The sequence below is a fragment of the Streptomyces sp. NPDC055243 genome, from assembly GCF_044544025.1.
GTDB lineage: Bacteria > Actinomycetota > Actinomycetes > Streptomycetales > Streptomycetaceae > Streptomyces.
The window spans coordinates 72,183-92,686 of record NZ_JBITWR010000028.1 but is presented as its reverse complement, the minus strand read 5'-3'; the positions used below and the strand labels follow the sequence as shown (position 1 = coordinate 92,686).

At 72.5% G+C, this 20,504-nt stretch carries 14 protein-coding genes; 6 read left to right on the top strand and 8 right to left on the bottom strand.

Annotated features, from left to right (window positions below):
• Positions 1–95: 95 nt before the first annotated feature.
• Positions 96–1,694, bottom strand: coding sequence for a DUF6350 family protein (locus tag ACIGXX_RS42960; protein ID WP_399984533.1), 1,599 nt, complete (start codon positions 1,692–1,694; stop codon positions 96–98).
• Positions 1,695–1,852: 158 nt separating this feature from the next.
• On the opposite strand from ACIGXX_RS42960, the gene ACIGXX_RS42955 reads away from it, so the two are divergent.
• Positions 1,853–3,109 (top strand): sigma factor-like helix-turn-helix DNA-binding protein, encoded by a 1,257-nt coding sequence (locus ACIGXX_RS42955; RefSeq protein WP_351172205.1) that lies wholly within the window; start codon positions 1,853–1,855, stop codon positions 3,107–3,109.
• Between the two features lie 98 nt (positions 3,110–3,207).
• Here ACIGXX_RS42955 and sucD read toward each other — a convergent pair whose 3' ends face one another.
• The 3 genes from sucD to ACIGXX_RS42940 all read right to left on the bottom strand — a co-directional run bounded on the left by sucD (position 3,208) and on the right by ACIGXX_RS42940 (position 6,723).
• Entirely contained in the window at positions 3,208–4,092 is an 885-nt protein-coding gene (gene sucD / locus ACIGXX_RS42950) for a succinate--CoA ligase subunit alpha (RefSeq protein ID WP_160506736.1), read from the bottom strand.
• 21 nt (positions 4,093–4,113) lie between these two features.
• Positions 4,114–5,292, bottom strand: a complete 1,179-nt coding sequence (sucC, locus tag ACIGXX_RS42945) for an ADP-forming succinate--CoA ligase subunit beta (RefSeq protein WP_351172202.1) — start codon at positions 5,290–5,292, stop codon at positions 4,114–4,116.
• Positions 5,293–5,733: 441 nt separating this feature from the next.
• Positions 5,734–6,723: a hypothetical protein gene (locus tag ACIGXX_RS42940; protein ID WP_399984527.1), complete on the bottom strand. Its 990-nt coding sequence runs from the start codon at positions 6,721–6,723 to the stop codon at positions 5,734–5,736.
• A gap of 145 nt (positions 6,724–6,868) precedes the next feature.
• Here ACIGXX_RS42940 and ACIGXX_RS42935 point away from each other — a divergent pair, with 145 nt between their 5' ends.
• Complete coding sequence (locus tag ACIGXX_RS42935; protein WP_399984524.1) at positions 6,869–7,891, top strand: hypothetical protein; 1,023 nt, start codon at positions 6,869–6,871, stop codon at positions 7,889–7,891.
• 83 nt (positions 7,892–7,974) lie between these two features.
• Here ACIGXX_RS42935 and ACIGXX_RS42930 read toward each other — a convergent pair whose 3' ends face one another.
• From ACIGXX_RS42930 to ACIGXX_RS42920, 3 genes are all read right to left on the bottom strand, one after another.
• Complete coding sequence (locus ACIGXX_RS42930) at positions 7,975–9,177, bottom strand: vWA domain-containing protein (RefSeq protein WP_399984521.1); 1,203 nt, start codon at positions 9,175–9,177, stop codon at positions 7,975–7,977.
• A gap of 230 nt (positions 9,178–9,407) precedes the next feature.
• On the bottom strand, positions 9,408–11,870 hold the full coding sequence (locus ACIGXX_RS42925; RefSeq protein WP_399984518.1) for a DUF5682 family protein: 2,463 nt from the start codon (positions 11,868–11,870) through the stop codon (positions 9,408–9,410).
• 84 nt (positions 11,871–11,954) lie between these two features.
• Positions 11,955–13,148 (bottom strand): AAA family ATPase, encoded by a 1,194-nt coding sequence (locus ACIGXX_RS42920; RefSeq protein WP_399984515.1) that lies wholly within the window; start codon positions 13,146–13,148, stop codon positions 11,955–11,957.
• Positions 13,149–13,303: 155 nt separating this feature from the next.
• On the opposite strand from ACIGXX_RS42920, the gene ACIGXX_RS42915 reads away from it, so the two are divergent.
• Positions 13,304–14,686: an SWIM zinc finger family protein gene (locus tag ACIGXX_RS42915; protein ID WP_351172184.1), complete on the top strand. Its 1,383-nt coding sequence runs from the start codon at positions 13,304–13,306 to the stop codon at positions 14,684–14,686.
• Between the two features lie 297 nt (positions 14,687–14,983).
• Positions 14,984–16,720 (top strand): DUF5691 domain-containing protein, encoded by a 1,737-nt coding sequence (locus tag ACIGXX_RS42910; protein WP_399984511.1) that lies wholly within the window; start codon positions 14,984–14,986, stop codon positions 16,718–16,720.
• Positions 16,721–16,959: 239 nt separating this feature from the next.
• Here the strand turns inward: ACIGXX_RS42910 and ACIGXX_RS42905 are convergent, their stop codons facing one another.
• Positions 16,960–17,376, bottom strand: coding sequence for a cobalamin B12-binding domain-containing protein (locus ACIGXX_RS42905; RefSeq protein ID WP_160506729.1), 417 nt, complete (start codon positions 17,374–17,376; stop codon positions 16,960–16,962).
• 404 nt (positions 17,377–17,780) lie between these two features.
• On the opposite strand from ACIGXX_RS42905, the gene ACIGXX_RS42900 reads away from it, so the two are divergent.
• Entirely contained in the window at positions 17,781–18,635 is an 855-nt protein-coding gene (locus ACIGXX_RS42900; RefSeq protein ID WP_361468466.1) for an alpha/beta fold hydrolase, read from the top strand.
• A 206-nt stretch (positions 18,636–18,841) separates the two neighbouring features.
• The gene (locus tag ACIGXX_RS42895; RefSeq protein ID WP_399984507.1) at positions 18,842–20,494 is read left to right on the top strand and encodes a M23 family metallopeptidase; all 1,653 of its coding nucleotides are present in this window, start codon (positions 18,842–18,844) and stop codon (positions 20,492–20,494) included.
• The last annotated feature ends 10 nt before the right edge of the window (positions 20,495–20,504 follow it).

Here is a 20,504-nt window from a genome sequence, read left to right as displayed (position 1 = left end):
GAGCAGACGTCCTCTTCGCCATGCTCCGCGACGGCACCTTCTATCAACCACCAACCCCGACTACCCCTTGACCAATGTCATAGGGGCACCCCCCCTCAAGCCCCCGGCGGCCGCTCCTCCGGCTCGTTGGCGGAGCGCAGCGCGGCCCAGCGGGCCTCCCGGGACGCCTCGTCGTGCCAGGCGGCCACGCCCCAGTCCGCCGCGTCCCCCACCGGGGCCTGCGGCAGGAAGTCGTACGGCTCGAACGGCTCGGAGGCCGCCGGCTCCGCAGGAGGAGAAGGCGGCGGGCTCTCGCGGCGCCGCGGCAGCCGCAACCGCGGAGCCCGCAGCCGCAGCCGCAGCCGCAGCCGAGGAACCCGCGGCCTCGGCACCCGGAGCCACCCCCACCGCGGAACCGCCCGGCGGCCCCGCACCCGCCAGGCCCGCACCAGCAACGCACCCGGCACCCCCACCACCGCCGTCCACCCCACCGCCGCCGCCCCCGTCAGCCACCACACAGGGCCGAACTCGGCCAGGACGGCCACGCCCATCGGGCCGCCCGCCAACGCCGCGAGCCCCGCCATGACCGCCCCGCACAGCACCGCCGCCGCCCCGGCGACCAGCGCCGTCCGGCCCCGTGACCACGCCTCGCCCCGCTCCCCGTACGCGGGCGCTGCCGCCCCCACGGTGAACCACGCCACCGCGATCCCCGCCCCCACCGGCACCGCACCCGCCGCCCACGTCAGCGGCGACCCGGGCCCCTCCGTAGGCACCGCGGCGAGCAGCGGGAACGCCGGCAGCATCGGCGCCGCGCTCACGCCGAGCGGCCCCGCCACGCTCCCCGTGCCCAGCGCGAAACCGGGCCCGAGGCCGTACGCCGCGCCCCACACCGCCGCGTTCGGCACCAGCGCCACGGCAAGCAGCAGCACCGCGAAGCGGCCCGACCACACGCCCGTGACCTGCGCGAACGAAGCCCGTGCCAGGCCTCCGTGCAACGCGAGCGAGGCCCCGGCAAGGAGCGCTCCCCCGCCGACGAGCACCAGCGTCCCGGCCGCCCCCGCCCGCGTGACGGCGCGGATGTGCCGACGTACGAAGAAGGGACGTACCCCTGCGGGCAGGGTGCGAAGGGCGGCCCGCGCCACGCCGGGCAGCGGCTCCCGGGGCCGCTCGAGCGCCGTCCAGACCCCCACCGCCGCCGCGCCCGCCACGAGCAGCGGCAGGTGCAGGGCCGCGCTCGGCCACGACGGCCGCAGCTCGCCCCCGGCGGCGTACAGCGTCGCGGCGGCGCCGACCAGCAGATAGCCGCCGACCACCCCGCACCACGCGGTCCGCGGCGCCATCCCCCGCTCCTGCGGATCCGCCGCGTCCCGCGCCGCCCGGTGCGCGAGCCAGCCCGGAAGCACCATCAGGAGCAGGGGCGTGACGCCGAGCGGCGCAGGGGCCCCGGAGAGCGTGTCCGTCCTGATCAGCTCGGTGCCGTGGGCGAGCAGCCACACCGAGGCCGCGACATGCAGCGCCCCGTCCGGCCCGCTGTCCGGATAGGGCGAGCTGATCCAGAGGACCATCACCAGGACGGCGCACGAGCCGAGCCCGAGCCCAGCCGCGACAGCCCCTCCGAACAGGCACGTCCCCAGTCCGGGTGAGCGGTCGCGGGCCCGCTCGACCAGCGTTTTGAGGGGCGGCAACGGAGAGCTGCGGTCGGTGATTTGAGTCACGGCGCCATGCTCCCAACGACACGCGCTTTCTCCCCGTAACAGGCGAATACCCGATGTGTCGCTCAAGATACGTTTATGTACTTTTTCGTACGACGGATCAGCCGCGCCCGGCTGCCCGCCGCACGAAGGCCCACGGCCCACGGCGCGGAGAGTCCGACATGACCCAGAGCCCTGCCACCCCGTTGCCGTCCCCCAAGGAACGCCGACGCCTGCGCGAGGCGAAGTCCCTGAGCCAGGGCGAAGTCGCCGCGCGGGTGGGCGTCACCCGGGAGACGGTCCGCTCCTGGGAGTCGGGCCGCTCGGCGCCACGCGGCCGCAGGCGTGAGGTCTACGCGAGGCTGCTCGCCGAGTTCTCGAACGACCGTGCCGTCGCGGACAAGCGCTCCGCGCGGCGCCCCAGCTGGGCCAAGGACCTGGCACCGGCCGTCCCGGACCCGACCGCCGACGCCAAGGACGGCAAGTCTCCCGAGCGCATCCCGGTGGGCGCGGCGATGAACGGCCACACACGGCCCGAGCCGGTGGTGCGCGCGCCGGCGGTCGCCGAGGCGGAACAGCCGCCCGAGCCCAGCCCCGCCTCCGAACCCGCCTCCGAACCCGCTGCCGGGCCCACCCCCAGGCCCACCCCCGCCGAAGCCTTCGACGTGCTCTGCGTGACCTGCGCCCCCGGCCTCGTACGCCAGACCTATCTCCTCACCGGCCGCCGCACGCTCGCCCAGGAATCCGTCGAGCGGGCCTTCCAGCTCGCCTGGCAGCGCTGGCCCGAGGTCGCCGTCGACCGCGACCCGGCGGGCTGGGTGCGCGCGGCGGCGTACGAGTACGCGATGTCCCCCTGGCACCGCCTGCGCCCCGGCCACCGGCAGCCGGACGCCCCGCCCGCCTCGGCGGCCGACCGCGCCTTCCTGAACGTACTGATGAGCCTGCCGCCCGCGCAGCGCCGCACCCTGCTGCTCTACGACGGCGTCGGGCTCGACCTGCCCGAGACCGCGGCCGAGACGGAGGCGAGCACGCCCGCGGCGGCCAACCGTCTCCTCCACGCGCGCGAGGCGATCGCCGAGCGGCTGCCCGAGCAGGCGGCGACCCCCGAAGCCCTGCACCAGCGCCTCGGCCAGCTCTGCGCCGCGGAGAAGCTCCAGCCGCCGAACGCGGGCCGGGTGCGCACCGGAAGCGAGGACCGCGCCCGCTTCTGGACCCGGGCTGCGATCGCCTTCACGGCGTTGATCGTCGGCGCCACGGCCCTGACCCTGCGCACGGCCCCGACGCACTACGAACCGCCCCAGTCCCCGGGCAAGGCCATCAGCGGAGTCCCGCCGAGAATGGGTCCGGGCCACCTGACGTACGAGGACCAGATCCTCCACAGGAAGCTCCGCGAGGACATGTCGAGCGGCCCGGAGAGACTGACGCCGCTGCCCCGTTAGGGGCGCGGGGAACTGCGCGACAAGCCACGGTCGGCCCGCGGACGAACAAAAAAAGCGGGCCCGCACCTCAAGAAGGTGCGGGCCCGCTTTGAACACTGCTAGCCGGCGAGAATCGCCCGCGCGAGCTTCGCCGTCTCGGTCGGCGTCTTGCCGACCTTGACGCCTGCGGCCTCAAGGGCCTCCTTCTTGGCGGCAGCCGTACCGGAGGAGCCGGAGACGATGGCGCCGGCGTGGCCCATCGTCTTGCCCTCGGGCGCGGTGAAGCCGGCGACGTAGCCGACGACCGGCTTCGTCACGTTGGCCTTGATGTAGTCCGCCGCACGCTCCTCGGCGTCGCCGCCGATCTCGCCGATCATGACGATCAGGTCGGTGTCGGGGTCGGCCTCGAACGCCTCGAGGGCGTCGATGTGCGTCGTACCGATGACCGGGTCGCCACCGATGCCGACGGCAGAGGAGAAGCCGATGTCACGGAGCTCGTACATCATCTGGTAGGTCAGCGTGCCGGACTTCGAGACCAGGCCGATGCGGCCCGGCTTCGTGATGTCGCCCGGGATGATGCCGGCGTTCGACTGACCCGGGGTGATGAGACCGGGGCAGTTCGGGCCGATGATGCGGGTCTTGTTGCCCTTCGACTTCGCGTACGCCCAGAAGGCGGCGGAGTCGTGGACGGCGATGCCCTCGGTGATGACGACCGCGAGAGGGATCTCGGCGTCGATCGCCTCGACGACGGCGGCCTTGGAGAAGGCCGGCGGCACGAAGAGGACGGACACGTTGGCGCCCGTGGCCTCCATGGCCTCCTTGACCGAGCCGAAGACCGGTACCTCGGTGCCGTCGAAGTCGACCTTCGTGCCCGCCTTGCGCGGGTTCACGCCACCGACGATGTTCGTGCCGTCACCGAGCATGAGCTTGGTGTGCTTCATGCCCGTGGCACCGGTCATGCCCTGGACGATGACCTTGCTGTCCTTGTTGAGGAAGATAGCCATGGCTGTTCTGTCCCTCGTCCCTTACTTCGCGGCCGCGAGCTCGGCGGCCTTGTCGGCCGCGCCGTCCATGGTGTCCACGCGCTGCACGAGCGGGTGGTTGGCGTCGCTCAGGATCTTGCGACCCAGCTCCGCGTTGTTGCCGTCGAGGCGCACGACCAGGGGCTTGGTGACTTCCTCGCCCTTGGACTTGAGCAGCTCGAGCGCCTGGACGATGCCGTTGGCGACCTCGTCACAGGCGGTGATGCCACCGAAGACGTTGACGAAGACGGACTTGACGTCCGGGTCGCCGAGGATGATCTCCAGGCCATTCGCCATGACCTCGGCCGAAGCGCCGCCGCCGATGTCGAGGAAGTTGGCCGGCTTGACGTTGTTGTGCGCCTCACCGGCGTACGCGACGACGTCGAGGGTGCTCATGACGAGACCCGCGCCGTTGCCGATGATGCCGACCTCGCCGTCGAGCTTCACGTAGTTGAGGTTCTTGGCCTTGGCGGCAGCCTCGAGCGGGTTGGCTGCGTCCTTGTCCTCGAGCGCCTCGTGGTCCGCCTGGCGGAAGTCGGCGTTCTCGTCGAGCGAGACCTTGCCGTCCAGGGCCAGGATGCGGCCGTCCTTGGTCTTCACCAGCGGGTTGACCTCGACGAGGAGCGCGTCCTCGGCGACGAAGGTGTCCCACAGGGTGACCATGGCCTCGGCGACGCCCTCGGCCACCTCGGCCGGGAACTTCGCCTGGGCGACGATCTCGCGGGCCTTGTCGATGTTCACGCCTTCGACGGCGTTGACCGGGACCTTCGCGAGGGCCTCGGGGGTCTTCTCCGCGACCTCCTCGATGTCCATGCCGCCCTGCACCGACGCCATGGCGAGGAAGGTGCGGTTGGTGCGGTCGAGGAGGTACGAGACGTAGTACTCCGCCTCGATCTCCGGGGACAGCTCGGCGATCATCACCTTGTGGACCGTGTGGCCCTTGATGTCCATGCCGAGGATGTCCGTCGCGCGAGCGACGGCCTCGTCGGGGTTGCCGGCCAGCTTCACGCCGCCGGCCTTGCCGCGGCCACCGACCTTCACCTGTGCCTTGACGACCGACTTGCCGCCCAGCTTCTCGGTGGCCTCGCGCGCCGCCTCAGGCGTGTCGATGACTTCACCGGCCAGCACCGGTACACCGTGCTTGGCGAAGAGGTCCCTCGCCTGGTACTCGAACAGGTCCACGCGCGTCCGTCCCTTTTCCGTGATCTCGCTGCGATCTCGCTGCTTTGTGGTCAGCTGTCTGCGTGGGCGTGCCGCGGAGGGCAACGTGACTGCGCTGTCACAAGGGAGGCGTAGGACGGAGTCCGGTACGCGGCATGTCCGTCTCGCAGGTTATCGCCGTGGGCCGTAGGTCCCTAAATCGCAGATCACATTTGGGCGGTGATGACTGTCACAGATCGCGGGGCCGGGTACGGGGAGGGCGGTCCCTGGGGTGACAGGGACCGCCCATTTGCTCCTGTTACTGCTTACCGCTGGTGCTGCTGCTTAGCGCTGGTGCTGCTTGCTGCTTGGCGCTGGTGCTGCTTGCTGCTTGCTGCTTGGCGCTGGTGCTGCTTGCTGCTTGGCACTGGTGCTGCTTGCTGCTGGCGCTGCGCGTGCCGCCGCACGGTCGCGCCTTGCGGGTCAGACGCCGTACGTCGCGTTGTACGCCTGCTCGTACGTCGGCAGGTAGTCCGGGGTGACCGAGTCGGCCACGCCCTGGACGCCCGAGACGGCGTTCCCGGCGAGAGCCCGCGCATCGGGGGCGACGGTGCCGGTCAGGTCCTGCGCGAACGGCGAGGCCTGGCCTACGACGCCACCGGCGAACGGGTGGACGTCACCCGTGACGCCGTACGCGAGCTCGCCCGCGCTGCCGCCGACGCCCCGCACGACGGGCCGCACCTGGTCGGTGACGGTCTGCACGAGCGGCGCCACCGAGCCGACGACACCGCCCGCGAAGGGCTGCACGTCGTCGCCGACGACACCCTGCGCGAACGGCGGGACCTCGCCGACGACCCCGCCCGCGAACGGCGTCACGTCGCCGACCACGCCCTGCGCCAGGTAGCCGACATCGCCGACCGCCTGCCCGGCGACCGGCACGACACCGTCGACGGCGGTGACGGCGACGGGCGGCAGCACGGAGGCGGCGGTCTCGTCGACGATGGGGGTGGCGGTCTTCGTGGCCGTCTGGGTGGCGGTCTGGGTGCCGGCCTCCGGGGTGCCCTCGATGTCCGGGGCGAAGGCGGAGAGGGGTCCGAAGAGGTAGTCGACGGAGTCTTCGGGGGTGCTGACGTCGGAGGTCTTTACGTCGGGGGCGCTGACGTCCGGGGTGCTGACGTCCGGGGTGCTGACCGTGGGGGCGGCCTTGGAGGCGGCGGCCTTCGCTTCGGCGACGGTGGACTTCGCCTCGCTCCGGACGTCGGTGACGGTGGACTTCGCCTTGCCCTGCGCGTCGGCGACATCGGCGACGTCGGCGACATCACCGGTGACGTCGGCGACCGCGTCGGACGCGTTGTCCGGCAGGGCGACGGAGTGCTGCGGCAGCTCGTCCGCGCTGGCCACGGCGGAACCGAGTGCCCAGGCGCCCGTGACACCGGCGGCTATGACGATGGAACGACGGATGTTCTTGTTCATGCGTGCTTCAGATCCTTCGAACTCAGGCTGTGAATCCGACCCGGTACGAGATACGTCCGGTCGGCGGGCAGACCTTTGCCACCCCCGCGCGGCAGGTCTTCGCGGGGAAAGGGCTGCCCTAGCCAGGGAATTCGGGAATGTCCCGGTGTCGTTCGCGGATCGGGGCGGAGACCTGACCGTCCCCGGCACCCTGCAGAAGCCGCACCGGCGCACGGCCGTCGGGCGAGGCGGCACACGGATCGCCGTGCCGCGTCGAACTCCCGTCACCGGCCGACTGACCGCCCAGCGTCCGCGCCGGATCACCTGGCGCGGGCGTGAACGGGACCGGCTCCTGCCCGGTTCGGTGCGCCTCGTCGAACGAGACGCCGTCACGGGCGTGCTGGCCGATCGAGTACGGGGTGGCTCCGTTACCGGTACCGGTAACAGCGCCGGTGCCGTACGAGGACTCGGCCCGCGCCCCGTGCGCCCGTGCCGTCGCCTCGCCCTGACCGGCATGAGAGGCCGGAGGCTCGGCACCGGCGCCCGCACCATGGCCAGGGCCCGGCTGCGGAAGCTCGGGCACGTCGGGGGCGCTGGGCAGACCGGGGACGCCGGGCGTGCCCGGCAGGTCGGGCGCCTCGGGCACCACCCGCTGCGGCGCCCCCTCGAGAACCCCGGTCGCCCCATCCACGATCGGCCGCACAACACCCCGCGCGGAACGGACAACGGGCTCGGCGGCATCGGCCACCGGCTCGACCGCAGCGTCACGCACGGGCTCGACCTCAGCGTCACGCACTGGCTCGACCACCCGCTCACGCACGGGCTGGGTGACCCGCTCACGCACGGGCTCGACCACCCGCTCACGCACGGGCTGGGTGACCCGCTCACGCACGGGCTCGACCACCCGCTCACGCACGGGCTGGGTGACCCGCTCGCGCACGGGCTCGGTCACCCGCTGACGCGCCGGGGCCGGCGCTCCGTCCACCGCATGCGCCCGCTCACCGCACAGGAGACCCAGCGCGAGCAACCCGGCCAGCAGCAGCACCACTTGCAGCGCACGCCGCCCGGCCACGGCGCGCGGCATGCGCACGGCGGCATCGGGCAGAACGACTGCTGCGGGAGTCAAGACGAGGGGTTCCTCTGCTGGCACTGGGCCGGGCGGGGCCCGGAACACGGCCCCGGAGCGTGACGCTCCGGGAGTGAAGCCCGCCGATACTCGCACGCCCCGCCCGCCCTCGCGCAAGTCCCCGGTTACCGATGCGTATTCATGTGTTACCGATGCGTGCTCATGTCCGGTATGGGCAGCGGGCGCTTCTCGATCGCCGCCGCCATCACCTCCGGGAAGAGGTCAGGGGTGCACGCGAACGCCGGTGCGCCCAGCGCCGAGAGCGCCGCCGCGTGCTCTCGGTCGTACGCGGGTGTCCCTTCGTCGGAGAGCGCGAGCAGCGTCACGAACTGCACCCCGGACGCCTTCATCGCCGCGACCCGCTTCAGCATCTCGTTGCGTATGCCGCCTTCGTAGAGGTCGCTGATGAGGACGACGATGGTGTCCGCGGGCCGGGTGATCTGCGACTGGCAGTACGCGAGCGCCCGGTTGATGTCGGTCCCGCCCCCCAACTGCGTGCCGAACAGGACGTCCACCGGGTCGTCCAGCTGATCGGTGAGGTCGACGACGTTCGTGTCGAAGACGACGAGCCGCGTGTTGAGCGACCGCATCGAGCCGAGCACGGCACCGAACACCGAGGCGTAGACGACGGACGCGGCCATCGAGCCCGACTGGTCGATGCAGAGGATGACCTCCTTCTTCACGGACTGCGAAGCCCGTCCGTACCCGATGAGCCGCTCGGGCACGATCGTCTTGTACTCCGGCAGGTAGTTCTTGAGGTTGACCGCGATCGTGCGGTTCCAGTCGATGTCGTGGTGGCGCGGCCTGCTGACGCGGGCGCTGCGGTCGAGCGCGCCGGTGAGGGTGGCGCGGGTGCGCGTGGCGAGCCGCTTCTCCAGGTCCTCGACGACCTTGCGTACGACGGCCCGCGCGGTCTCCTTGGTGGTCTCCGGCATGGCCTTGTTCAGGGAGAGCAGGGTCCCCACCAGGTGCACGTCCGCCTCGACGGCCTCCAGCATCTCGGGCTCCAGAAGAAGCGTGGACAGCCCCAGCCGCTCGATGGCGTCACGCTGCATGACCTGGACGACGGACGAGGGGAAGTACTTCCTGATGTCCCCGAGCCAGCGCGACACGGACGGCGCGGACGCCCCGAGCCCCGCCGAACGGTCCCGCCCCCGGTCCTTCTTCCCCCCGTCCCCACTCCCGTACAAAGCCCCGAGCGCCCCATCCATGGCCGCATCCCGCCCGCCGAGCTCACACCCCGTCCCATCGGCCTCACCCCCACCCAACACAAGCCGCCACCGCCGCAACCGCTCTCCCGCGGCCTCCACCACCACCCCCGACTCCCCACCAGCGCCACCAACTCCCATCCCACCCGGAGCACCCCCACCTACCCCGCCTCGACCTGCGGCAGCGGTCCCGGCTTGCGCCACGCGGGCCCCACCGGCCTGAACGGCGGCGACTGCCCCTCCCCGAGCCACGACTGCCCTCGTGCCCGCCCCCGCCTCCAGCGCCATGCCCTCTGCCACGCTCACCGCCGCCTCCGGGCCCCCGCTCGCCGTCACATCTCCCGCCATGCCCTGCGCCACCTCCCGTGTCATCAGCCCACCCCCACGAACTCGTTACCGCCACCGCCACCGCCACTGGCCCCGGGCCTCGGGCCCACCCCCGGCCCGAACCCGACGCCGACCCCGAGCAACAGACCCAGCACCGGCAGAACCGCATCCGCCCGCTCAGCGTCGAGCTCCGTCCCGAAGCCAGGTATCCCGCCGGCCACTGCCGTGCTGCCGCCGACCGACCCCGGCGCACGCCTCACCAGCTCGCCCAACGTTCGCCGCACCCCCGGTTCGTACGCCGAGACCGTGCGCCGCAGCAGTGGCAGTACGTCGGTGAAGGCGCGGTCCGGTACACCGCTCAACCAGTCGTCGACAAGCCCGAGCAGCCGCTCGTCATGGACGAGCAACATGCCGCCCCCTGAGCCGCCGCCCACGAACCCCTCGATCCAGGCGGCGGCTTCAGCCGGTTCGGTTCCCCGCGACAGGGCCAGCCCCATGTACCGAGCGGCCTCCCCCTCGGCCAGCTCGCCGCCGTCCATCAGGATCCGCACGCACCGCCCCCGCACGACCCCCGCGACGCTGTCCCGCTCCCCCAAGCCCCTCAACACGGAGTACCACCGCACCCGCATACCGGCACCCAGCGCAGAGCCCGTAGAGCCCGTAGAGCCTGTAGAGCCCAACTCACCAAGCAGACCTACCGCCTGGTGCACCGCGTCCACGTGCCCCCGCATCTCGACCGCCGCGTCCTGGTCGAGCCCCGCACACGCAGGGGGAAGCCCGACGAACACCCGCTCGGCCAGCCCCACCGCCACCTCGCCGAGCGCAGCCGTGTCCGTGCCCCGCACGTCCCCGTACCGAAGCGACCGCACCAGTGCGGGCAGCGCCTGCGCCAGATGCCCGACGTCCGCATCCAGCGCCGCCCGGTCCGCGAGGACCCGCATCACCACCGGCAACGCGTCCGGCAACTCGGCCAGCAGGCACCGCTCGGCCAGCGCGGTCACGTCGGCCAGCGCACCGGCCCCGACCGCATCGGACTCGGCCCGAGCGGTGGCCGCCGCCAGCACGGTCGTCCCCCACACCCCCGCCTCCGCCACCCGCACGGAGAGCTCCGGCTCCCACCGCAGCCGCCAGGTCTCGCGGAACGTGCCCGTACTCCCCCGCGACGCGGCCGGCTCGCCCCAGCCGATGCCGAGCAGCCGGAGCCGATGCAGCAGCCTGCTGCGCGCCGCGTCCGTCTCCTTGCGCAGGTCGAGCTCCAACTCCCGCTCAAGCGCCTCTGGTTTGAGCCGGAGCTTCCGCTGGAGCCGCGTGAGATCACGCTGCAACGGCACCGCGGGCGCCGCATCCGGCACCTCCCCGAGGACGTCACCGACGACGAGCCTGTCGTGCACCAGGGAGAGCGGCACGTCCGAGCCCTCGCACATCACCGCCCGGATCGCGTCCGTCGTCTCGGTGAGCCCCGGCAGCGGACGCCCCCGCATCGCGGCGAGCGTGTCCGCCAGCCGTACCGCCTCGATGACATGCGCGGACGACACGAGCCTGTCCTCGTCCCGAAGGAGCCGCGCGACCTTGGTCAGCCAGCGCTCGACGGGGCGGTCGGGCGCGCTGAACAGATGGCCGTACCAACCGGGCGACGCGATCCCCGCGCCGTACCCACTCGCCCGGGAGAGGCGGCGGTGCGTCCAGGGCACCCACGTCATGTCGACCTTCACCTTGGGCAGCCCCTTGAGCAGCGCCCGGTCGGCCGCGACGGTCACCTTCTGCCGCAGCGCCGGCACATGCCACGCCCCGCACACGACCGCTACGTCATCGGCCCCGAACTCCCGCTGAGCGGCTCGAACTTGGATCCGCATGTACGCCTCGCGCACCAGGTCACGGTCGTGCCCCCCGGTCCCGTACTCCTCGCGCAGCGCACCCATGGCCTCGCCCAGCGCCTCGAACGGCGCGAAGACGTCGGCGCCCGCCCCCCGGTGCTCGACGACGTCCTCCCACCACCGCTCGGGATCGTCGTACCCGGCGGTCTCGGCGAGCACCGCGAGAGGATCGATCCGCACTGCCTCTACGTCACCGTCCCCGCCCCCGTCCCCGTCCGCGTCCGCGTCCGCGTTCCCCGAAGGCCCGGGAGCGTCCGCGGCGTCCTGCCCCTCCTCCGCCCGTGCCAGCGAATGCGCCGCCGGAAGGTCCATGAACCGGACCGGAACCCCGGCCCCGGCGGCCCACTTGATCGCGACCCACTCCGGCGAGAACTCGGCCAGCGGCCAGAACGCCGACCGGCCCGGCTCGTCCACCACGTGCGCGAGCAGCGCGACCGGCGGCCGCATCCCCTCGTCCGCCGCGAGCGCCACCAGCGCGTCGGCCTCCGGCGGCCCCTCGATCAGCACCACACGGGGCGCGCCCTCTTCCAGCGCGGCCCGCACCGCACGCGCCGACCCCGGCCCGTGATGCCTAACCCCGAGCAGCAACGGCCCCTCGCCAGCCCGAATCGTCCCCCGCACCTCGTCGCTCACGTCCGCCCCTCCCCTTCTCCCGCGAAGCAGCCACCGTCACGCCCACGCCCGATTCATCCGGCCCAGCCGGGCCGCCCCCCTTCGTCACGCACTCACCTCACGGCACGCGCGGTAGAAGTCCTTCCAGCCGTCACGCTCACGGACCACCGCCTCCAAGTACTCCTGCCAGATCACCCGGTCCGCCGCCGGGTCGCGGACGACCGCGCCGAGGATGCCCGCGGCGACGTCGCCCGGCCGCAGCACGCCGTCCCCGAAGTGGGCCGCCAGCGCCAGGCCGTTGGTCACGACGGAGATCGCCTCGGCCGTCGAGAGCGTGCCGCTCGGCGACTTCACCTTCGTACGCCCGTCGGCCGTGACCCCGTCCCGCAGTTCGCGGAAGACGGTGACCACGCGGCGTATCTCGTCGATCCCCTCGGGCCCGGTCGGCAGGTCGAGCGAGCGCCCGATCTGGTCGACGCGGCGCGAGACGATGTCGACCTCGGCGTCCGCGCTCTCCGGCAGCGGCAGGACCACCGTGTTGAAGCGGCGGCGCAGCGCGCTCGACAGGTCGTTCACCCCGCGATCGCGGTTGTTGGCCGTGGCGATCAGGTTGAAGCCGCGGACCGCCTGCACCTCCTGGCCCAACTCCGGTATGGGAAGGGTCTTCTCCGACAGGATCGTGATCAGCGTGTCCTGCACGTCGGCCGGGATGCGGGTCAGCTCCTCGACCCGCGCCGTCATGCCGTCGGACATGGCCCGCATGACGGGGCTCGGCACGAGCGCGTCGCGGCTGGGGCCGTGCGCGAGCAGCTGCGCGTAGTTCCAGCCGTACCGGATCGCCTCCTCCGGCGTCCCCGCCGTGCCCTGCACGAGCAGCGTCGAGTCACCGCTGACGGCGGCCGCCAGGTGCTCGGACACCCAGGTCTTGGCGGTGCCGGGCACGCCGAGCAAGAGCAGGGCGCGGTCCGTGGCGAGAGTGGTGACGGCGACCTCGACGATGCGGCGCGGCCCCACGTACTTCGGTGAGATCACCGTCCCGTCGGGCAGCGTGCCACCGAGCAGATACGTCGCGACCGCCCACGGCGAGAGCCGCCAGCGGGCAGGCCGTGGCCGGTCGTCCTGCGCGGCGAGCGCGACGAGTTCGGCGGCGAAGGCGTGCTCGGCGTGCGGCCGCAGCGCCTCACCCGCGGGCGCGGCTGCGGACGCGGACGCGGATACAGCGGATGCGGTGGATGCGGCAGGTGCAGACGCGGGCTGGTTCTCGGTCGTCGAGGTCGTCGAGTCGACGGACACGGTCATGGAGCGATCCCCCTCCAACTCGTCCGGACGCATCTGGCCCGGATGTGATTCCAACCGTGCACCACGCCACTGACAATCGCCCCTCACGCGTCGCTGACCTGCACAGACACCGAGTCCGAGATCGATTGTCAGTGGTGGGATCTACCTTCGATGACATGACTCAGCAGGGGGTGCGCTGGACGGCGGATCAGGTGCTGGCGCTGGCGCCTGATGCCCCGTCACGCAAGGCGGGAAGCAAACTCGGCGTCGCCGGCCCTTGGTCGGAGGCAGGGAGTTCGGGCGAGGGGACGGTGTGGGGACTGTGCAAGGGAAGTGGCAGCAAGCCGTACCAGACGGTTGTCGACATCGCGGACATCACCGGCGCGGCCGGTCCGGCGTACAAGTGCAGTTGTCCGAGCCGGAAGTTCCCGTGCAAGCACGCGCTCGGGCTGCTGTTGCTCTGGGCGGGTGGGGAGGGGCCTTTCGGCTCGTCGCCGGACGCGCAGCCGCCCGCCTGGGCGGCGGAGTGGCTGGCGGCACGCCGCAAAAGAGCGGACACGAAGCGGGCTTCGGAGGCGGCGCCGGACGCGGCGCCCGCTGATCCCGAGGCCGCGCGCCGCAGGGCGGAGCGGCGGGCCGAGCGGGTCACGGCGGGGGTGACGGAGCTGGAGCAGCGCCTCTCCGATCTGCTGCGCGGCGGCATAGCCTCCGCCGAGCAGACGGGGTACGGGCTGTGGGAGGAGACGGCCGCCCGCATGGTCGACGCGCAGGCGCCCGGACTGGCCGCACGCGTGCGGGAGTTGGGCGCCATCCCCTCCTCCGGGCCCGGCTGGCCGGTGCGGATGCTGGAGGAGTGCGCGCTCCTCCACCTCCTCGACCAGGGCTGGCTGCACCGCGACCGACTGCCGGAGGCCCTGGCGGCCACGGTCCGCTCCCGCATAGGCCTGCCCACGCCGTCGGAGGGCCCCGCGGTGCGGGACCACTGGCTGGTGCTCGCGCAGTACGACACGGCGGACAGCAGGCTCACCACCCGCCGGATATGGCTGCACGGCGCGGAGTCGGGGCGCACGGCCCTGCTCCTGTCGTACGGAGCCGCGGGGCGCGCACCCACGCTCGCGCTGCCGGTCGGCCTCGCGCTGGACGCCGAGCTGACCGCGTATCCGGGCGCCGGGCAGCTGCGGGCCGACCTGGGCGAGCAGTTCAGCGCCCCCGCGCCGACGACGGCCCGGCCGCCCGGCGTACGGACGGAGCAGGCCGCGCGCCGCTACGGCGAGGTGCTGCGGGACGACCCCTGGCTGGATTCCTGGCCGGTCACCTTGAGCGAGGTGATACCGACCCCGCTCCCGGGCCCCTCCTCCGAAGGCTGGCAACTGGCGGATGCGAAAGGGGACACGGCCCTGCCCATCAGGCCTTCCGCGGCCTCCCGCGCGGGCCTGTGGCGGTTGGTGGCACTCTCCGGAGGCGCTCCGGTGACGGTCTTCGGTGAATGTGGTCACGAGGGCTTCACCCCTCTGACGGCCTGGCCGCGCGGAGTGGGAGAGGCGGTGGCCCTGTGCTGACCACCACGCCTCACCGCCGTCACACCGCCACCGTCCTGTGGGCATCGACGCGTTCCGCGAACACCGCCGCGTGCGCGCGGAGCACCGCAGGGTCCACCGATACAGCGCAGCACCACCGCAACGCTCACCGACAGCCCTGAGACGGCGGATCTCCTGGATCCGCCAGAACCGTGGGATCCGCCGTAACCGTGGGATCCGCCAGATCCAGTACATCCCGCAGATCCAGCCGCTCCAGCAGATCCAAGGCGGCAGCTCCAGACGAAAGACCCGAGAGATCCGTCCGCGAGAGGAGTCCACATGACCGGCACCACCGCACTCTCCGAAGCGACCGCCGCCCCCTGGGAAGACCTGGTCACCGCCGCACTCCTCGGCACCGACCGCCGCACACCCCCCGTACGCACCCAGGGCAAGGACGCACCGGCCGCCCTGCTGGACGCGGCAGCCGTGCAGACCGTCCGGCGCAGAGCCGGGCTTCGCCCCGCACCCGCCGCGACGCCTCCCGAGCCGGCCGCGGACGACCCCAGGCCGTTGGTGCCGCCCGCGGCGCGGCGCAGGCTCGCCACGCTGCTCACCGATCACCCCGGCGCCGGCAGCGGCGGACGCCGAGGCGCGGTGCCCGACCTGATGGAACTGCTGCCCCAGTGGCTGGCGCTGGCGAACGAGCGAGGCTTCGCGGCGCCGCCCGAGCTGCTTCCGGCCCTCCTGAACGCGGCCCGTGGGCGCACGGACCTGCGCCCGCAGGCCCTCGCCTTCGCGGGCCCGCGGGCGCTGTGGCTCGCGCGGCTCAACCCGGACTGGAAGTTCGCGCTCCGCTCCACGCCGGGCGGCGGGGTGTCCCTGCCCGCGCCGGAGGAAACGGCGCAGGTCCAACAGCTGTGGGAGGAGGGCCTGTTCGCCGAGCGCGTCGCCCTGCTCGGCGCGGTGCGGGCGCATGACCCGGCCGCCGCGCGGGAGCTGCTCGCCGGCACGTGGAGCACGGAGCGGGCGGAGGACCGCCTGATGTTCCTCGACTCCCTGCGCACCCAACTGTGCGCGGCCGACGAGCCGTTCCTGGAGCAGGCACTCACCGACCGCAGCCGCAACGTCCGCGCGACGGCGGCCGAGCTCCTCTCCGCGCTCCCCTCTTCCGCCCTTGCCGCTCGGATGGCGGCCCGCGCGGCCTCCTGCGTGGCCATCGACCACGCGCAGGGCACGAAGAGCACGCCGACGCTCACGGTCGAGGCGCCGCACGAGTGCGACGCGGGCATGGAGCGCGACGGCGTCACCCCCAAGCCGCCCACAGGGCGGGGCGAACGCTCCTGGTGGCTGGGCCAGTTGGTGGAGTCGGCCCCGCTCGACACCTGGCCGGAGCGGCTGGGCGGCCGGTCTCCCGCCGAGATCGTGGCACTGCCCGTGGCCGACGACTGGCAGGGCGAGCTGCACGCCGCGTGGTGCCGCGCGGCCGTGCGGCAACGCGACGCGGTCTGGTCCCGGGCGCTGCTCGGAGCCCCCTCGTCCCCCGACGCGGCGGGACCCGGCGCGGCTTCGCTGGCCGAGCGCGCGAAGCTGCTCGCGGCGCTGCCGTCCGGGGAGCGTGCCGACTGGGTCGCGCAGTTCATCGCGACGCACGGCCTCTCGGAGGCGTTCCAGCTGCTGGGCGTGTGCACGCTGCCCTGGTCGGAGCCGCTGGGCCGGGCGGTGGTGGACGCGCTGAACATCGCGCGGGACGCCGGGAGTTACCCCTGGAGCTTCAGCGGAGTGATGGGCCTGGCGGAGCGCTGCCTCGACCCCGCGGAGGCGGTCCGCCTCGACGTACTGACCGCGATACCGGACGAGCCGGAGGACGCTTCCCCCGGCGCGGGCGGCTACTGGTCGGAAGCCTTCCAGCGCCTGGTCAGTACGTTGCGTCTACGCGCGGCGATGCGGGCGGAGCTGGGCGCGGAGCCGCTGAGCGCGGAGCAGCCGGGGAATCCGGAGGCGGAGCCGGGGGAGCTGAGCGCGGAGCCGGGGAAACCGGGCTCGGCGCCGGAAGATCCGGAGGTGCCGCCATCTTAGGCAACCCCGCAGTCACCTCGGGTACCGCAGTCACCTCAGCCACCTCAGGCACCTCAGGCAACCCCACCGAGCGGCCGAGGCCGGCGGCTCTGTCGGCCTCCCCCACTGACGCCGTCACCGAAGCACTCACCCCAGCGCGCAGCGGACCAGCCGCCCCCGCACTGGAGGGGAGGAGGCCGGACGACGCTCCCGCCCCGGGGAGGAGGCCGGACGACGCTCCCGCCGCGGCGCGGTGGCCGTCAGGCGCCGGCCGGCTGCCGGACGTTCGCCCGGACCCAGTCCACGATCGACGCCGTCGTCGCCCCGGGAGTGAAGATCTCCGCGACACCCTTCTCCTTGAGCGGCGCGATGTCCGCCTCGGGGATGATGCCGCCGCCGAAGACCTTGATGTCCTCCGCGTCGCGCTCCTTGAGGAGCTCGATCACGCGCGCGAAGAGCGTGTTGTGGGCGCCGGAGAGGATGGACAGACCGATCGCGTCGGCGTCCTCCTGGATCGCGGTGTCCACCACCTGCTCGGGCGTCTGATGCAGGCCGGTGTAGATGACCTCCATACCCGCGTCACGCAGTGCCCTGGCGATCACCTTGGCCCCGCGGTCATGACCGTCGAGACCCGGCTTCGCCACCACCACGCGGATCGGACCGGCTGCCACACCCATCACTGCCTCCATGTACCGATATCCATCTGTCCAAGCACTGGCACCCCGTGCCGCAACGGCCGGGGAAGTGAACGAACGTTATCTCCAGCATCTCGCACCCGGCAGTTTCACGGTGGAGAGCGAGGGGGAAATCACACGATGGGACACGTTCGCTGCGCGCCACTCCCGTATCGAGCGGCATACGGACCGTTTTCGGGACGGCGCAAGGGGAGCCGCAACGAGGTCGCCGTGCCACCGCGCCGTCAGCTGCGCGCCGTGGTGACGCGGCACATCGGCGATCGCGCCGGTATTCGGGGCGCCGCCGGCGCTGACCACGTACCGCCGTACGACCTCTGTCACGCCTCCCCACTACGGGCACACGGGGGACAGAGCCGTCCTCTCGCGTGCCGACCGGGAGGTCGACCATGACCATCACGAGGGTCTTGCCCTTTCGCCCGCCCTGCCTCACGTTGCCCGCCAGACTGGCGGGGCTCTCCATGGCTCTGCTGAAAGCGACCGCGCTCGAGGTGGCGATCCTTGCCGGCCACCTCCTCCTGTACCCGTCGGGCATCGTCCAGGAACGCAGGATCGCCGCCGAACTGCCGTCGCCCGACGCGCCCCGGCTCCCCGCGGAGAGCCGGCCCCCGGTCGTCCTCCTGCACGGCTTCATCGACAACCGCTCGGTCTTCGTCCTCCTGCGCCGCTCCCTGGCCCAGCACGGCGGCCAGCACGTGGAGTCCCTCAACTACTCCCCCCTCACGTGCGACATCCGCACGGCGGCCGAGCTGCTCGGCCGCCACATAGAGGAGATCTGCGAGCGCACGGGCCACCACCAGGTGGACATCGTCGGGCACAGCCTCGGCGGCCTGATCGCCCGCTATTACGCGCAGCGCCTGGGCGGCGACGAACGCGTCCGCACGCTGGTCACCCTCGGTACCCCGCACGAGGGAACGCGCGTCGTGCCACTGGCCGACGCGCACCCGATCGTGCGCCAGATGCGCCCCGGTTCGGACGTGATCGAGGAGCTGCGCGAGCCCGCGCCGGGCTGCCGGACCCGTTTCGTGAGCTTCTGGAGCGATCTGGACCAGCTGATGGCGCCCCTCGAGACGGCCTGCGTCAACCATCCCGACCTGATCGCGCAGAACGTACGTGTCTCCGGTATCGGTCATCTCGCCCTGCCCGTGCACCCCGCGGTCGCCGCCGGAATCCGCCAGGCCCTCGATCTGCCTGCTCCGGGGACATCCGCGACGGGCGCCGAGAACGGACAAACCGTGGCCTGAGGAGCAGCTCCCGCACCCCGCGACGCGGGAAATTTGTCGAACGGATCTCGAACGCAGGGCCAAAGCTGTGCCCGCCGTCCGCCGAAAGGCGGCCGAATGCCCGTTTCCTGAGAGCCGGAAACCTGCCGAAGATTGTCGCGCCCGCATACCGCCGGGTACAGTCGCCGCACTGCTCTGCCCCTGCTGCCGAGGCGAAAGAGAAGTTGGTGAACGACCGTCACCCGTCGGGGAGCTCAACACCCCCGGCCTCGGCACCCGCCGACCATGCGCCCTACGCGGCGTATGACCAGCAGAGCACCCAGCACGGCGCCTACACCGGTTACGACGGCTACTCCACGGGAAGCTTCGACACCACAGGCAGCTATGCGACGGCCGGTCCCGACACCGGAAGCTTTGCGTCCGACCCGCTCTTCGGCGACATGCCCGGCGGTCAGTACGACACCGGCCAGTGGTCCACCACGGGGACGCAGCAGACGCTGAACCACGACCCGTACGCCGCGCAGCACCAAGCCGCGTACGACACCAGTGGCTACGAGACCGGCAGCTACGACACCGGCGCCACGTGGTCGACCGGCGGCTATCAACACCTCTCCGCCGACATCCCGGCCCAGCCCGGTCCCGGCCTCGACGCCACTGGCCAGTGGGACACCGGCGCCTGGAACCAACCGCAGCAGCCGCAGCAGACCGGCCAGTGGGAGACCCAGGCCTTCGACACCGGCGCGTACGACGCGACCGCGTGGAACTCCGGCGGCCAGGACGCCGCGCAGGACATGTCGTACGGGGCCACCGGGACGCACGAGGCGTACGGCACCCCCGAGACGCACGAGGCACACGGGGTGCACGGGACGTACGAGGCTCAGGACACGCCCGGAGCGCCCGACACGTACGAGGCGCCGGAAACGTACGAGCATTCGCCGTACGACACCGGGTCCTACGCCTCCGATGCCTACGCCCCCGAATCCCACCCCACCGAGGTCTACCCCCAACCGGCTCCCGCCGAGCACGAGTTCACGCCCGACGAAGCTCCCGCCGATTCACTCGGTCCGGTCGAGCCGGTCGGCCGCGACACCGCCGGGGACGACGAGCCGCCGGTCATGGACCGTGCGCACGGCTCCCGCTCGCGGGCCCGCCGCCGCTCCCCCGCCAAGCGCTCCGCGCTCTTCACCGTCGCCGTGCCCTCCGCCTGCGTGATGGGCGTCGCGGGTATCGCCGCCGCGTCCGTGGGCGACTTCGGCGGCGGCGACGAGAAGGAGGCTCAGGCGGCATCGGTCCCGGACACGGCGTCGGTGCAGCCCTCCGCCGCCAACAACAAGCTCGACACGCAGCTGGCGAACCTCTCCGCGGACGCAGGTGACTTCGCCGACCGCGCGAGCCGCACCCAGGAGCGCATCGACCTCAAGGCGGAGAAGGTCGCCGCCGAGAAGAAGGCCGCCGAGGAAGCCGCGCGCAAGGAGCGTCTGCGCCCCAAGTTCGCGCTGCCGGTGAAGCAGCAGGGCCTGAGCGCGTACTACGGCCAGGCCGGCATCAACTGGATGTCCGCGCACTCCGGAATCGACTTCCCGGTGGCGTACGGCACCGAGGTCCTCGCCGCGACCGACGGCACCGTCTCCACGAAGTGGAACAGCGCCTACGGCAACATGGCGATCGTGACCGCCAAGGACGGCACGGAGACGTGGTACTGCCACCTCTCCACGCACAAGGTCTCCAGCGGCCCCGTCAAGGCGGGCGACCCCATCGCCTTCTCCGGGAACTCCGGCAACTCCACGGGACCGCACCTGCACTTCGAGGTGCGCCCCGGCGGCGGCTCGGCGATCGACCCGCTGCCGTGGCTGCGCAGCCACGGCCTCGACCCGACGTAACTCAAGCGCC

What these genes read in the sequence shown, in the direction of transcription:
- ACIGXX_RS42930 (WP_399984521.1), bottom strand. Translation starts at nt 9,177, where the DNA reads ATGGGAGTTGGTGGCGCTGGTGGGGAGTCGGGGGTGGTGGTGGAGGCC.
- ACIGXX_RS42955 (WP_351172205.1), top strand. Translation starts at nt 1,853, where the DNA reads ATGACCCAGAGCCCTGCCACCCCGTTGCCGTCCCCCAAGGAACGCCGA.
- sucD (WP_160506736.1), bottom strand. Translation starts at nt 4,092, where the DNA reads ATGGCTATCTTCCTCAACAAGGACAGCAAGGTCATCGTCCAGGGCATG.
- ACIGXX_RS42915 (WP_351172184.1), top strand. Translation starts at nt 13,304, where the DNA reads ATGACTCAGCAGGGGGTGCGCTGGACGGCGGATCAGGTGCTGGCGCTG.
- ACIGXX_RS42910 (WP_399984511.1), top strand. Translation starts at nt 14,984, where the DNA reads ATGACCGGCACCACCGCACTCTCCGAAGCGACCGCCGCCCCCTGGGAA.
- ACIGXX_RS42940 (WP_399984527.1), bottom strand. Translation starts at nt 6,723, where the DNA reads ATGAACAAGAACATCCGTCGTTCCATCGTCATAGCCGCCGGTGTCACG.
- ACIGXX_RS42905 (WP_160506729.1), bottom strand. Translation starts at nt 17,376, where the DNA reads ATGGGTGTGGCAGCCGGTCCGATCCGCGTGGTGGTGGCGAAGCCGGGT.
- ACIGXX_RS42900 (WP_361468466.1), top strand. Translation starts at nt 17,781, where the DNA reads ATGACCATCACGAGGGTCTTGCCCTTTCGCCCGCCCTGCCTCACGTTG.
- ACIGXX_RS42920 (WP_399984515.1), bottom strand. Translation starts at nt 13,148, where the DNA reads ATGACCGTGTCCGTCGACTCGACGACCTCGACGACCGAGAACCAGCCC.